The organism is Desulfosporosinus fructosivorans, from assembly GCF_004766045.1.
Taxonomy (GTDB): Bacteria; Bacillota; Desulfitobacteriia; order Desulfitobacteriales; family Desulfitobacteriaceae; genus Desulfosporosinus; species Desulfosporosinus fructosivorans.
Genome location: NZ_SPQQ01000004.1, coordinates 426,798 through 440,344, shown reverse-complemented (window position 1 = coordinate 440,344; position 13,547 = coordinate 426,798). Strand labels below are relative to the sequence as shown.

Genomic DNA, 13,547 nt, shown 5'->3' with positions numbered 1-13,547 from the left:
TGGTACAAATGATCGAGCAAAACCCTCTTCGACTGGGTGACATATTGGTTCAAAAGGGTTTGTTAACACAAGCAAGACTTAAGAAAGCCCTAAATCATCAAGAAATTTATGGTGGACGACTGGGAAATATATTGATTGATTTTGGCTGGATAGAGGAGGAAGAGCTTCGAGAGGTATCCCAACTAATTCCACAAAAGTTTAAGCTCGGGGAAATGCTGGTTCAGAGAGGCATGTTAACCGATGCACAATTAAGGTTAGCCTTAGAGTTTCAACAGAAAAGCGGCGGTCTATTAGGTGATATTATCTTGTCGTTAGGTATGGTGGATGCGCATGCGCTATTCAAAATTATTGCATCTCAACAGGGTATGGGACGAGTTGGATCTCAATTTGCAATATACTCTTCGAAAATTCCCGAAGAAATAGCACGCGAGTATCAGGCGATTGTTGTGCACACGAGTCTTAATCAAGTGGTGATAGCAGTAGCTAAAACTTTAACAGACGATCAAATCAAGTTCTTGGAATCAATGCTTGGATATACTGTTGAGCAAGTTTTAGCAACACATGCGGAACTGGAATCGCTCTGGAGACAGGCTTATACCAGTGAGTTGATGTCCATTAGTATTAATAAATTAGCAGTGGATAGTCCTGATCAATCTGCACGTAAAGTATTTACAAAACGGCAAGTGACTGGAATGGTCGGGCTTTTAATTGCCATAATAGTTGGCATGTCGATTGACCCCTTTAGAACTGGTTTGACAATTAACATTATTATTCAATTGGTTTATTTTATTGTTTCAACATTAAAATTTTTAATGATTCTACGTGGGATCCGTCCCACTGCCCAGATTCGGATTTCAGATGAAGAAGTTGCTGCAATAGATGAGCGAACTCTTCCAATCTACACCATATTAGTACCTATGTATAAAGAAGGCCGTGTGATTCGAGCTTTGGTAGAAAACCTTGAGAGGCTGGATTACCCTAAGTTTAAATTAGATATTCGTCTCTTGATAGAGGAAGATGATGTGGAGGCTCAGGAAATCCTTCGCTCCATGAAGCTGCCACACTACTATACTTGCATTGTTGTACCCAACTCTAAGCCTAAGACCAAGCCGAAGGCTTGCAATTACGGATTAATCCATGCCATGGGAGAATATGTAGTTATCTTTGATGCAGAGGATAGACCTGAACCAGACCAGCTTAAGAAAGTGCACTTGGCATTTAACAGAAGTTCTGATAAATGTTGTTGCATTCAAGCCAAGCTGAACTACTATAATAGCGAGCAAAATCTGCTTACTCGTTGGTTTACACAAGAATATAGCATGTGGTTTGACTTGCTGTTACCAGGACTCATGCAATTGGACATTCCCATTCCGCTTGGTGGTACTTCAAACCACTTTAAGACTAAGATTTTGAAAAGCCTTAATGCTTGGGATCCTTACAATGTCACTGAGGATGCTGATCTCGGGATTCGGTTATATGGGGAGGGTTTTACAACAGGTATCGTTGACTCGAGAACTTGGGAGGAAGCGAATAGCCGTACCGGAAATTGGATAAGACAGAGATCTCGCTGGATTAAGGGGTATATGTTGACTTGGTTCGTTCACATGCGGTTTCCATTGCGTTTATGGCGTCAAATCAGAACTCGAGGAATGATTGGTATACAGGTCATCGTTCTAGCAACTCCACTTCTCCCATTAATCAATCCATTTTTATGGACATTAGTTTTCTTATGGTACATGACCCGCAACCAATTGATACCCATGATGTTTCCTGGGCCTATTTATTATATTGCTGCAGTGGAGCTGATTATAGGAAATTTTCTGTTTGTTTTCAGTAATGTTGCAGGCGTATATAAGGTTATAGGTGAGCTACACGCTAAAAAAGACTATACTCTTTCTTTTAGACTTATTAAGTATGCTCTCTTGACACCAATCTACTGGTTGTTAATGAGTGTAGCCGCCTACAAAGCGGCTTGGCAACTAATTTTCAGGCCTTTTTATTGGGAGAAAACGGATCATGGACTAGCAGATGATGAAACGGTTAACGTGTTTTCGTTTCCTGACAAAAACACCAACACGAGTGTATAGACCAAAGGATGTGGGTTAAGAAATAATGAACATATCTAAGGAGTCAACTTCCCAAATCTACCTAATAATTAGATATGGATTGGTCGGATTATTAGGTACAATTCTTCATTTTTCCAGCCTCATAGCATTGGTCGAATTGGCGCATCTAGACCCTGTTGTAGGATCAGCCGCAGGTTTTCTGTTGGTCTTGTTGATTTCTTATTACTTAAACCGTAACTGGACATTTCGTGCAAAAAATGGTGGGAAACGACAATTTTGTTATTATACAATGGTTTCTCTCATTGGACTTGGGTTGAATAGTGCTATCATGTTTATTGTCGTTCATCTACTTCATTGGAGCTATCTGTATGCTCAATGTCTAGTTGTTATGGTGGTTCCTGTTAGTAACTTTATAATGAATCGTAGGTGGACTTTCGATGACACCAAGGAGTAGGGTCAGCCCAGAATACCTTCATTTAGTGAAAAGGGGTTTTATTTATGAGACTAATCTTGCTTTCTGGTGGTTCAGGACAACGACTTTGGCCGTTATCCAATGATTCACGATCTAAACAATTCCTTAAAGTACTGGAAAATGGTAACGGGGAGCGTGAATCGATGGTTCAAAGGATTTGGGGCCAACTAAAAGCAGTGGGCTTAACAAAGTCTGCGGTTATTGCAACAAATCAATCCCAAGTGAACATAATTCAAAGTCAGCTTGGCGAATCCATTGAGATGGTGGTTGAACCGGAACGAAGGGATACTTATCCTGCGATTGCTTTAGCCTCAGCATATTTGTCTTCAGTTAAACAAGTCAGTCATAGTGAAGTAGTTGCCGTAGTTCCAGTGGATTCCTATGTGGACTATCGGTTTTTTAATATGGTCAAAGAACTAGAAGACGTTCTTAATGATACTGCTGCAGATCTGGCTCTAGTCGCAGTCAAACCAACCTACCCTTCTGAAAGACATGGGTATATAGTACCCGAGTTAAAGCAAGATGGAGTTGACCGCATAAAGGTTAGCTATTTCAAGGAAAAGCCTACGAAAGAACTAGCCCTCGAACTAATCGAAAGGCAATCACTTTGGAATTGTGGAGTATTTGCGTTTAAATTGGGCTATGTCCTTTCTAAGCTAGAGGAGAATAGCTTACCTGTAGATTACCTAGATCTGAAAAGGGAGTATGCATTATTACCTAAAATAAGTTTTGACTATGAAGTAGTTGAAAAGGCTAGGAAAGTTATTGCTATTCGTTATCAGGGGGAGTGGAAAGACTTAGGGACCTGGAACACCTTAACGGAAGAAATACCCACACCAATTATTGGAAATGGGGTATTAAGCGAGGACTGTAGGGGTACCCACCTTATTAATGAGTTGGATATTCCAATTTTTGTGCTTGGATTATCTAACGTTGTGGTCGCTGCAAGCCCAGACGGTATTTTAGTATCAGATAAAAAGGCTAGTCCAAAGTTAAAGGATCTGGCAAAGGGATTTATCCAGCGGCCGATGTTCGAAGAAAGGCGTTGGGGTTGGTATCGGGTACTGGACCATGTAAAATATGAAAATGGGAATGAAGTTTTGACTAAAAGAATTAGAATTTCTGCGGGGAAGAACCTAAGTTACCAAGTGCATTACCTACGAAGTGAAATATGGAGCATAACAAATGGTACAGGTGAATTCGCTTTAGATGATGTAATTTATCAAGTCAAGCCAGGGGATGTGCTCCGTATTCCAGTTGGGAGTAAACATGGAATACTGGCAGATACTGACTTGGAGTTTATTGAAGTTCAAACTGGGAGTCAGTTAAAAGAAGAAGATATTACTAGGATTTTTGTGAATTGGAAAGAGGTAACTAAGCATTGTGAAACGGTTCAGAACAAATTAGCTTTATGCATTAATTAAGACCTTAGCAATTGAAAATGATACAACTAAGGGAGCCAAGGCCCATGATACACGGGCTTTCAATGTCTAAACTTAGGATATACTGAATTAAATTGACAACATGAAACAATTCAGATAATCTTTAGCTATTGAAATCAATAAGACAAAAGAGCCATTTCCGCACAATGCCCAGTCGGTGTTGGTTAGTCTTCTGTAATTGCCCTTTCCAGTTATTATAGAGGCTTTTTTATATATGCAGTGGTTGAAGCTATGATGGCTAGTCTAAGACGTAGTTCAGACCTTAAGTTGCTCAAGCTGAGGGACAAACATAGCTCGTTATTCAGTTGGTTTGAATATTGTATTGCCTGATTCTTGAAGGAGGGTGATTAGCATGACCTCGAGTTTTAAACGTTCCTTTATCGGATATGATCCAGTGTCTGTCGCTTCTGAGCTTTCGTGTATTGATCAAGAATTCGTTCAGAAACGCGAGGAACTCCGACGAGGACTTGAAATCCAAGTTCAACAAAAAGAAACATTGCTAAAAGAAGTTGAGAAATTAGGACAAGAATTAGCACCTAAGTTATCTTTGCAAGATGATATTTTCAGTCGATTACTTTCAGCGCACCTTAGCGGTACGGGAAGGGTAATTGCAGCTATTGAGGACATGAAAAAAAAAGAGTTAGATTTAACAACATTGATAAGTGAACGTAATAAGGAATTGCTAAGGTTGCATATTGTTTTGAGTGAAATGAGTAATGAGCTTTTGGCAACGGCCACACGTTATGGTACTATGCTTAACTGGGAAGAAGACGGTGAAGCAAATGTTAAAGCTTAAAGGTAAAATATGGGGATTTAGAAAAACTGAAGTGGAAGAGTATATCAATAAATTAAAAATGTCTCAAGAGGCAGAGTTAGAGGAACTTTCGAAAAAAATCGAAGAATGTCAAAGGGAAACTGAGATCCTCAGACATGAATTTAGTACTTTGACAGATACAAATGATTCTTTTCCCGCTGCGATTCTACTAGAGCTAGCGGATAAAAGAGTAGCAAGGATATCTGAGTATATAGATCTAGATGTTGATATGGAAGTTCTAGCCATAGGTAAAACTATTCGTCAGAAAACACAAGTTTTAGAAAATATCATTGCTGAGATTGATAAAGATATAGAAAAGGAAACAGAAATCATCGCAATAGAACTAAAAAATATTGTTGAAATAGCTAGAGGACAAGAACGACGGAAAAATATAAATATTGGAGTTTTAAAGGATAACGAATCGGAGCAAACATATCTAGGTAAGGGATATTGGGTAGAAGAACCAACTAGCCGAGTGAAAGAATTAATTATTCAAATGGTATCGAGTGCGTCGACTCTTGAATCTACTATAAAAACAGATGTAAATAGTATAACTAGCGATATGATGACAGACTCTCGAGAAAGCGAAGAGGAAAAAGAGATCGTTTATAGTGATCTGGAAAGCGCCCAGCAAGGTAGTCCTGAAAAAAGAAATCCTAGTATACAAGAAGTAGCTGCGACATTTGATTCAGAGACGAAAGTAGATATCTTTCAGCACTTGGGAGATTCTAAAACTACGCTGGAGGCGATTCCTAACGAACAGTTGCATTCTGGTGCACACGAAGACATTTCCGCTGTCAGCGATATGAATATTATTGGGAGAGTGGCGGGTGAAGATATTACGGACAGTTCTGGACAAATAATCATTCATAAGGATGAACCGATTACATCTAATATAATGCAACGGGCCAAGGATGAAGGTAGATTATCCGATCTTATTATCCATATGATATTACCTAGAGAGGAAGAGTAATACAGTTACAGTATGCTCCATTTTCGTATGCGACTCGACGTAACTCAAAGGTGACTATTGGTCTCGGAAACAACATATTAGAATTCAACCCTAAAAAAACCGCCTACCCGAAGATCGGGCAGGCAGTTTTTTTATTATAAAGTGGAAAAGCACAATTGTCTCCTCTTCCGCATAGTTATTAGAACAACATGCGAAAGAGGTGGAGATGATGTTCACGGAACTATTTTTAGTCAGCATTGCACTCTCCGTTCTAAAGGGAGTTTCACTACTCGTATCGTATATCAATAATAATGCCTTTCCTCAGCCTTTAAATGAAAAAGAGGAAGCGCGTTATTTGCAAATCCTAAGTGTCAGTAAAACAGAACCCTTTACCCTAACCCGTGAGGTAGAGCAAGCGCGTAATACACTCGTTGAGCACAATCTGCGTTTGGTGGCTCATCTTGTTAAGAAATTTGACGGAACAGGAGAAGACGGTGATGACTTGATTTCCATTGGCACGATTGGTTTAATCAAAGGGATCAATACATTTGATCCGAATAAAGGGACCAAACTTGCCACTTATGCGGCTCGTTGTATTGAAAACGAGATTTTGATGCATCTGCGATCACTGAAAAAATCGCGGGGAGAAGTTTCGATTTACGATCCGATTGGTATGGATAAAGAGGGAAATGAGATATCGCTCATTGATGTTCTAGGTTCGAATGAAGAAGATATTTCTGTAAAGGTTGAAAACGAGTCGGAACAAAGAGCCTTGCTCGAGCTTGTAAAGAATCTAAATCGAAGGGAAAAAATGGTACTTCAGTTGCGGTATGGGCTGATGAACAGTCCAAAACGGACCCAAAGAGAGATAGCAAAGGCTTTAGAGATTTCGCGTTCCTACGTTTCTCGCATTGAAAAGAAGGCAATTCAAAAATTAATGGAAGAGATGGGAAAGATTAATTCCAAAAAATAAGTCCATTACTTGCTCTTGCGGTATCCTCTAATGTATAATTATGAAAAGTTCTACACTTTGGAGGGTTCAATGTTTGAGTATTTTCGGCCAACACTACAAGCTCCGTCACTTGATCTTATTTCGATTGAGCAACTTACACGGGACGGGATTAAAGGGCTCATTATAGACCTGGACAATACTATGACTCCGTGGAATGACATCGAAGTTGGTCCTAAAGTGGCAGAATGGTTTGTTAAAGTTAAGAGCGCGGGAATTTGTGCGTGTGTTGTGTCTAACAACAGTAAGCGACAGCGCGTAGCTATTGTTGCGGAGCGCTTGGACATTCCTTTTGTTTTTGGAGCGACAAAGCCACGAAGAAGAGCATTCCGCTCGGGAATGAGTCTCTTGGGAACGGGGCATAAGGATACTGCTGTTATTGGAGATCAGTTGTTTACGGATATATTAGGTGGAAATCGGCTCGGCCTATACACAATACTGGTCAGCCCAATTAATGATCGTGAATTTATCGGAACTCGTGTTATGCGCAGGATGGAGAAGGTGCTCGTCTGGTTGATGAAACATTTTGCTCCGGTGAAACCTTTCAGTCCCAAAATTCATTAAGCATCTAGGGAATGGCCTGCCATTCCTTTTTCTCTATTAAAAAAAGTGCGGACCAATTTGTAAAGGACTGTTATGAAAATGGAGAAGCATTATGCAGTTATCGGAGATCCTATCGCACACTCCCTCTCGCCAGAGATGCACAATGCAGGGTATAAAGCCTTAGGAATTGATGCAGAGTACCAACGCTTTCATGTGGTGCCTAGCAATTTGGCGGAGACGGTAGAAGGTCTTTGTGCTCTAGGGTTTTCTGGTTGGAACGTAACCCTACCGTATAAGGAGAAGATCATTTCCCTCCTAGATAACCTGACCCCCGAAGCTAGACGAGCTGGGGCGGTTAATACCGTGAAAATACATGACGGGCAGCGAATTGGTCATAATACGGATGGGGCGGGGTTTATTCGTTCTGTTGAAGGAGAACTCAACGGGTTCAAGGGGAAAAAAGCAGTTCTCCTCGGGGCTGGCGGAGCTTCTAAAGGGATTGCGTTAGCCCTGACTGAGCAGGGGATGATCGTGCATATTTTAAATCGATCGCCTGAAAAGGCACAGGCGCTGGTTCAGGTGATTCGAGCTGAGGGAGGAACGGCCACTTCAGGGGATTTTGCTCAGGGAGATTGGCTGGAACAGGTCGACCTGTTGGTGCAGACAACTTCGGTGGGGTTACTAGGGGAGCCATTCCCATTTTCTCTGCAGGGGATTTCTGAGCAAGCTCTCGTGGTCGATATAATATTTAACCCGAGTCAAACAGCTTTTTTGCAGGACGCCAAAAAACAGGGATGCCGTACTTTGAACGGATTAGGCATGCTTCTGTATCAAGGCGTTTTGGCGTGGGAGTTTTGGCTAGGTGGACAAGCTCCAGTTGAGGCGATGCAACTGGCTTTAAAAGACCAGCTCTTACGGCGGATGTTTTATAAAGGATAATCTAGAAAGAAAAAATAGTTGCTTTAAACTTATATTCTAAGATAGGGACAAAGTAAAGGAAGAGTCAAATGTGTAAAGTAAAGGCCAATGATAGAGGATTTACATTGCTGGAAATGATGCTTGTATTAATTCTCTTGGCGGGTTCAGGTTTTTATTTACTTATTAAGCTTCCTGTTAACTTTGAAAAGCAACGCCTATCCCTAGCAAATACTCAATTGCTGGAGGAAGTTAGGGATGTCCGACAGGCTGCCTTGGCAGAGAATATCGAGTATGATGTTAAATTTTATTATCAGGCTGAGGATCATCACTATCAGATCTTTAGGCAAGGCAAGCTGATGAAAAACGTCTATTTAAAGGACGGAATTAAGTTTTTTGGTAGCCCAGGGGATAATAATGGCTTATTAAAATTTAATGCCTTAGGGCGAAGTATGGGAACAACCATCACTTTGACTAATTCGTCGGGTGAGCACAGAAGTGTCATTGTTGCCCCGGTGGGTATGCGCATCAGAGCAGAGTAACGGGGATAGAGAGAAGGGATAAATAGTGCGTTTTTTAACAGCAGGGGAATCACATGGCCAGAAATTAGTAGGAATTATCGAAGGCCTGCCAGCGGGAATGAAGATTTCCAAGGATAGAGTAGATGAGGCGTTGAGGAAGAGGCAACAAGGGCCTGGGCGTGGAGGGCGGATGTCTATTGAACAAGATGAGGTTCAGCTTGTTTCTGGAGTGCGAGGAGGCTTAAGCACTGGTGCTCCGGTCGCGTTGGAGATTCAAAATCGTGATTGGGAAAACTGGGCGGAAGTCATGGCCTTTGGCGATGAGGCTGACTTAGATAGTCGGAAGGTGATGACCCCACGACCAGGGCATGCAGACTTGACCGGAACGCTTAAATACCGCACAGAAGTGAGGAATATTCTCGAGAGGGCGAGTGCAAGAGAGACTGCTATGCGGGTCGCTATCGGTAGTATTGTTAGACAAGGGTTATCTGCCCTTGGAGTAGAGATAAGAGGGCATGTTCTTGCAGTAGGTGGTGTTCATGCGGAGTATACTGACAAGAGAGAGTATTGGCAACGTGTAGAACAATCAGAGTGGTCCGTAGGGGACTCTGGTGCTGAACAAAAGATGGGGGAGCGACTCCTTGAAGCTAGGGAGAAAGGTGAATCTTTAGGCGGACTGATAGAGGTACAAGTTCATAATATTCCAGCAGGACTTGGATCGCATGTTCAGTGGGACCGTAAGTTAGATGGAAAACTGGCACAGGCAGTGCTCTCAGTGCAAGCAATGAAAGGGGTTTCTTTCGGACTTGGATTTGAAGCAGGAGAACGCATGGGTTCGTTGGTTCATGATCCGATCACTTATAGCAAGGGTCAAGGTTTTGCTAGGGCTTCCAATCATGCCGGAGGAATTGAAGGAGGTATGAGCAACGGGGAACCCATTATTCTTCAAGTGGTTATGAAACCGATCCCAACCTTGTATCAGCCACTAGATACGGTGCATCTAGAAACCAAAGAGGTTGTTAAGGCGAGTGTGGAACGATCAGATATCTGTGCTGTGCCAGCGGCCTTGGTTGTGTTGGAACACGTGGTGGCTTGGGTGATCGCCGAAGCGGTGCTTGAAAAATTTCCAGCTGACAGCTTTACTGAATTGCAAACGGCCTGGGAAGCATATCAAGCGTATTTAGCACTTTAACATTGAGAGGGTGATCTCATGCGAAATATCGTTCTCATTGGATTTATGGGAACTGGCAAAAGCACAGTTGGTAAGCGCCTTGCACAGTCGCTCGCTTGGGATTTTGTCGATACAGACTGTGTCATTGGAGAAGTTACGAGCTTAAGTGTGACTGAGATCTTCCGACGGCATGGAGAGACCCGCTTTCGCTCCGAAGAAAGAATCGTGGTCGCTAGGCTCAGTCAGCAGGGCCAAATTGTTATTGCGACGGGCGGAGGGACTGTGGTTGACTCTCGCAACTTGGAAGCTTTGTCTCAAAACGGGATTATAATAAATCTTCATGCCTCGATGGAAGCTATTCTCAGTCGAATCGGACATAAAAATGATCGCCCACTTCTCAAGGGGACAAGAGAGGCGATTGAAAAATTATGGACTGAGCGACAAGTTTGCTATGCTCAGGCGGATTTTACAGTTGATACGTCACAGAAGAATATTGATGAAGTGGTGAGTGAGATTCTCGCAAGGCTTGGAAGGATGACGGATAATAATGAGTTTACCAGAGTATCAGAAAGTTGAAGTGACGGCAAACATACCGTACCCCGTGTTTTTAGGAGCTCAGCTCGAAGCGCTTGGAGAGTATCTTCATTCGCAATTTCAAGATGTAGAGCACATTCTTATCATTACCAATCCGCAAGTTGCGAAGCTTTATGCGGAACGTCTCCAAAAAGGACTCCTTGTTGATTATCGTGTGAATTTCTTGTTTGTCCCCGCCGGGGAGACGGAAAAATCGCTAGAACGTTTAAGTCAGCTAACGACAGCGGCACTTCGCTTTGGTGCCGACCGCCATACGCTAGTTATTGCCCTCGGTGGCGGTGTTATAGGAGATTTGGCCGGTTTTTTTGCTAGTGTCTTTATGCGAGGGATTCGTTTGATTCAAGTACCAACAACGTTATTGGCACAAGTTGACAGCAGTATTGGTGGGAAAGTTGCTGTCAATCATCCTGCAGGTAAAAATATCTTAGGAGCATTTTACCCTCCTCGCGCAGTTTGGACAGATTTTACGACCTTAGAGAGTTTGCCATGGGAAGAGGTTGAAAATGGTTTAGCGGAAAGCATTAAGCATGCTTTAATCGAAGACTCGGGCCTCTTTGAGTTTTTTGAAACAGAGGAAGAAAGCCTTAAAAGAAGGGATCCCTTGATTTGGCGTGAAATGGTGACCAGGTCTTCGACGGTCAAAGTCAGGATTGTATCCCAAGATGAACGTGAACAAGGGCGACGTGCCTTGTTGAATCTTGGACATAGCTTCGGGCATGCCTTAGAGACTGAGATGAATTATCGTGGGGTGACCCATGGGCAAGGGGTTAGCATCGGCCTTGTGGCAGCAGCTCATCTGGCCAATGCCAAAGGGCTTATGACTATGGCCGAAGTTGATCGAATCAAGCGTTTGTTAAACAAATTTGGGTTGCCAACCAAAATTACGGAAATTGTTGAGACTACAATTAAAGACCCTCAAGTCTTGTTGCAACTTATGCAAGCGGATAAGAAAAATCAAGGGGGTCGAAAAATTCTAATCCTCCCTCATGGGATCGGGCGAGCGGTTATTTCCAAGGAGTGTACAGATGCGGAGATATTAGACGCATGGAACCAGGTGATTTAAGTAGTGGGCACGAAGCATCGTGCCCTTTTTCATGCCCAATTTGAGGTTCAGGTATATTTGCATGAAGGAAATCACATCGATTAAGAGGTAAATCTGCTATTTATTTAGAGAGTATAGCTAATGGTTGTATTTCTGATAAGAATACGTCGACGTTGAAGGAGTTTTAAAGTGAACAGAGAAGTTGGAAAATAAATAAGGAAAAATTAAACTAAATAGTCTGATATGGTGGTGAAGATTATTGTAAGTACGGATAAAAGAGCTGTGAAAGAGGAAAATGGGGATTTTGGATTTATATTATGGGAGATATTGATAGTTGTTTTTTTAATGGGTATTATTCTAACTTTGGCCACGCCCCATTTCGGTTCTGCGACGAATCAGGTTTGGATTCGGATCGACTCGGCCAACAGAGCAAGAATCGAAGGAGCCGTCCAACTTTATAGGATTGATGTCGGAGTTTATCCATTAAGTGTTACAGATTTGGTTCGAGCACCGAACGGAATGAGCGAATGGGCAGGTCCATATTTAGACGAAATCCCCATAAATCCCTTTGATAATGCTCAAGTTTATCAGATTGGAACGATGGGACAGGTCAAATAGGATGATTAGTCTAAGAGTAGCGAGGGAACGGTTAGTAAAACGCCTAAAGGGGGAATGAACTGCGGACAAAAATAAAACTACCTACGGATATGTTTTATTTGACGTTTTGCTGGCTGTGTTTCTTTTATCCTTAGGATTTGCTGTTCTCTTTGGATTGACAGAGGGAGCAATTTCCGAAGCGCGGCAAGCCTCTTATCTCATGGAGGGGACAAACCTTGCCCAGAAAAAAATGGAGCAGTTGGCCGCTCATACTTGGAGTCGTAATTTCGCTCAACAAGCCTGTATACCAGGTGGGACGGTGGAAGGCAATGAAGGGGAATTTCACTGGTTGGTTCATTCCGAGTGGGGAGAAATACCTCAACTATTGAAAGTGCGTGTAGAAGTAAGTTGGACGCAACGAGGCAATCCTTATCAGTACATACTGGAGAGTCTTTATGCAGTCGAATAGATGGAGTAATGATCAGAAAAATGGTTTCACTCTCCTAGAGGTTTTATTTGCTTTAGTGATTTCTGGAATTTTGCTTATAACTTCAATGCGCCTAACGACGGATCAGTGGCGGGGGGCACGTGTATTTAAAAATAACTTGGAGGCTCGCTACTCAGTTATGACGGCTGGAAGAACGGTTTCCGATGCGATTCGTATGGCGGAAACTGTAGAATGGATCAAAGATTATGAGTTAAGGGTTTTACCGATGCCTAGTGATGTAAATCCAATACCTACACTCGACTCTTATTTCATAGATGATTTGGATCGGGATGGGACGAAAGATCTATATTGGGGACACTTAGGCGTTTCGCAACCGTTGGCAAGTTATACTTCGAGATGGATTTGTACGGAGGTGAAACCAGGTCTGTGGGATGTCTATTTGGAAGCAAGTGTGGATGGACAAATTGTGACGTGGCGAACCGTCATTCGGCAAAGGGCGTATCTATAAGTATCCCCAGTATTGCAATCATCTCCAGCAAGCACAGTTCACCGGGTTATGTCAGCCTTCTTATCCTTCTGCTATTGACGATTTTGTCAGGAGTGGGAATGGAGGGGTATCTGAAAGCAAATGCGGAGAGTCGAATGGTAAGACGTGATTCCCAAAGTAGACAGGCTCAATACCTAGCTGAAGGTGGAATCGAGTGGGCAAAAGCCCAGTTGCTTGTCGATTCTGGACTACGGCAGGGGAGCCTCTCTTTAGTAACTGGTCGTGTTGTTATCGTAATTGAATCGAGTGGAGGGGGGTATAAAGTGATTTCTGAGGGACATTCTGGACTAGCAGTTCGAAAAATTGAGGAAATAATTCAGTTAGATGTAGATGCGGGAAAGTGGGTCCTGAAGAGCTATCAGGAGTTACATACCTAACATGAAGAAAAAGAGTGAGTTTGGTCGATTTTTATTC

Annotated in this window: 16 protein-coding genes; all 16 read left to right on the top strand. The window is 42.4% G+C overall.

Annotated features, from left to right (window positions below):
* Positions 1–8: 8 nt before the first annotated feature.
* Positions 9–2,087 carry a cyclic di-GMP-binding domain-containing protein, MshE-related gene (locus E4K67_RS14155; RefSeq protein ID WP_135547738.1) on the top strand — a complete coding sequence of 693 codons (2,079 nt, stop codon included), beginning with the start codon at positions 9–11 and terminating at the stop codon, positions 2,085–2,087.
* A 25-nt stretch (positions 2,088–2,112) separates the two neighbouring features.
* Positions 2,113–2,520, top strand: a complete 408-nt coding sequence (locus E4K67_RS14150) for a GtrA family protein (protein WP_135547736.1) — start codon at positions 2,113–2,115, stop codon at positions 2,518–2,520.
* Between the two features lie 44 nt (positions 2,521–2,564).
* On the top strand, positions 2,565–3,962 hold the full coding sequence (locus E4K67_RS14145) for a sugar phosphate nucleotidyltransferase (RefSeq protein WP_135547734.1): 1,398 nt from the start codon (positions 2,565–2,567) through the stop codon (positions 3,960–3,962).
* Between the two features lie 370 nt (positions 3,963–4,332).
* Positions 4,333–4,776, top strand: a complete 444-nt coding sequence (locus E4K67_RS14140; protein WP_135547731.1) for a hypothetical protein — start codon at positions 4,333–4,335, stop codon at positions 4,774–4,776.
* The gene (locus E4K67_RS14135) at positions 4,754–5,767 is read left to right on the top strand and encodes a hypothetical protein (protein ID WP_158408478.1); all 1,014 of its coding nucleotides are present in this window, start codon (positions 4,754–4,756) and stop codon (positions 5,765–5,767) included. The genes E4K67_RS14140 and E4K67_RS14135 overlap by 23 nt, the downstream gene beginning before the upstream one ends.
* A gap of 208 nt (positions 5,768–5,975) precedes the next feature.
* Positions 5,976–6,719: an RNA polymerase sporulation sigma factor SigK gene (gene sigK / locus E4K67_RS14130; protein ID WP_135547941.1), complete on the top strand. Its 744-nt coding sequence runs from the start codon at positions 5,976–5,978 to the stop codon at positions 6,717–6,719.
* Between the two features lie 69 nt (positions 6,720–6,788).
* The gene (locus E4K67_RS14125; protein ID WP_135547727.1) at positions 6,789–7,319 is read left to right on the top strand and encodes a YqeG family HAD IIIA-type phosphatase; all 531 of its coding nucleotides are present in this window, start codon (positions 6,789–6,791) and stop codon (positions 7,317–7,319) included.
* Between the two features lie 78 nt (positions 7,320–7,397).
* A complete protein-coding gene (gene aroE / locus E4K67_RS14120) occupies positions 7,398–8,237 on the top strand; it encodes a shikimate dehydrogenase (RefSeq protein ID WP_135547939.1) in 840 nt (279 codons plus the stop codon).
* A gap of 68 nt (positions 8,238–8,305) precedes the next feature.
* Positions 8,306–8,755: a prepilin-type N-terminal cleavage/methylation domain-containing protein gene (locus E4K67_RS14115; RefSeq protein WP_135547725.1), complete on the top strand. Its 450-nt coding sequence runs from the start codon at positions 8,306–8,308 to the stop codon at positions 8,753–8,755.
* 25 nt (positions 8,756–8,780) lie between these two features.
* Positions 8,781–9,926, top strand: coding sequence for a chorismate synthase (aroC, locus tag E4K67_RS14110; RefSeq protein WP_135547724.1), 1,146 nt, complete (start codon positions 8,781–8,783; stop codon positions 9,924–9,926).
* A gap of 18 nt (positions 9,927–9,944) precedes the next feature.
* Positions 9,945–10,481 (top strand): shikimate kinase, encoded by a 537-nt coding sequence (locus tag E4K67_RS14105; RefSeq protein ID WP_135547723.1) that lies wholly within the window; start codon positions 9,945–9,947, stop codon positions 10,479–10,481.
* The gene (aroB, locus tag E4K67_RS14100; protein WP_135547722.1) at positions 10,453–11,562 is read left to right on the top strand and encodes a 3-dehydroquinate synthase; all 1,110 of its coding nucleotides are present in this window, start codon (positions 10,453–10,455) and stop codon (positions 11,560–11,562) included. The genes E4K67_RS14105 and aroB overlap by 29 nt, the downstream gene beginning before the upstream one ends.
* 261 nt (positions 11,563–11,823) lie before the next feature.
* Positions 11,824–12,159, top strand: a complete 336-nt coding sequence (locus E4K67_RS14095) for a type II secretion system protein (RefSeq protein ID WP_243454469.1) — start codon at positions 11,824–11,826, stop codon at positions 12,157–12,159.
* A 115-nt stretch (positions 12,160–12,274) separates the two neighbouring features.
* Positions 12,275–12,607, top strand: coding sequence for a hypothetical protein (locus tag E4K67_RS14090; RefSeq protein WP_338031871.1), 333 nt, complete (start codon positions 12,275–12,277; stop codon positions 12,605–12,607).
* Entirely contained in the window at positions 12,594–13,094 is a 501-nt protein-coding gene (locus E4K67_RS14085) for a PilW family protein (RefSeq protein WP_135547716.1), read from the top strand. The genes E4K67_RS14090 and E4K67_RS14085 overlap by 14 nt, the downstream gene beginning before the upstream one ends.
* On the top strand, positions 13,058–13,510 hold the full coding sequence (locus E4K67_RS14080) for a hypothetical protein (protein WP_243454468.1): 453 nt from the start codon (positions 13,058–13,060) through the stop codon (positions 13,508–13,510). Before E4K67_RS14085 ends, E4K67_RS14080 begins: the two co-directional genes overlap by 37 nt.
* Positions 13,511–13,547: the final 37 nt, after the last annotated feature.

Excerpts from the sequence above, each read along its gene's own strand:
- E4K67_RS14155 (WP_135547738.1), top strand. The coding sequence starts at position 9 with ATGATCGAGCAAAACCCTCTTCGACTGGGTGACATATTGGTTCAAAAG.
- E4K67_RS14150 (WP_135547736.1), top strand. The coding sequence starts at position 2,113 with ATGAACATATCTAAGGAGTCAACTTCCCAAATCTACCTAATAATTAGA.
- E4K67_RS14145 (WP_135547734.1), top strand. The coding sequence starts at position 2,565 with ATGAGACTAATCTTGCTTTCTGGTGGTTCAGGACAACGACTTTGGCCG.
- E4K67_RS14140 (WP_135547731.1), top strand. The coding sequence starts at position 4,333 with ATGACCTCGAGTTTTAAACGTTCCTTTATCGGATATGATCCAGTGTCT.
- sigK (WP_135547941.1), top strand. The coding sequence starts at position 5,976 with ATGTTCACGGAACTATTTTTAGTCAGCATTGCACTCTCCGTTCTAAAG.
- E4K67_RS14125 (WP_135547727.1), top strand. The coding sequence starts at position 6,789 with ATGTTTGAGTATTTTCGGCCAACACTACAAGCTCCGTCACTTGATCTT.
- aroE (WP_135547939.1), top strand. The coding sequence starts at position 7,398 with ATGGAGAAGCATTATGCAGTTATCGGAGATCCTATCGCACACTCCCTC.
- E4K67_RS14115 (WP_135547725.1), top strand. The coding sequence starts at position 8,306 with ATGTGTAAAGTAAAGGCCAATGATAGAGGATTTACATTGCTGGAAATG.
- E4K67_RS14105 (WP_135547723.1), top strand. The coding sequence starts at position 9,945 with ATGCGAAATATCGTTCTCATTGGATTTATGGGAACTGGCAAAAGCACA.
- aroB (WP_135547722.1), top strand. The coding sequence starts at position 10,453 with ATGAGTTTACCAGAGTATCAGAAAGTTGAAGTGACGGCAAACATACCG.
- E4K67_RS14085 (WP_135547716.1), top strand. The coding sequence starts at position 12,594 with ATGCAGTCGAATAGATGGAGTAATGATCAGAAAAATGGTTTCACTCTC.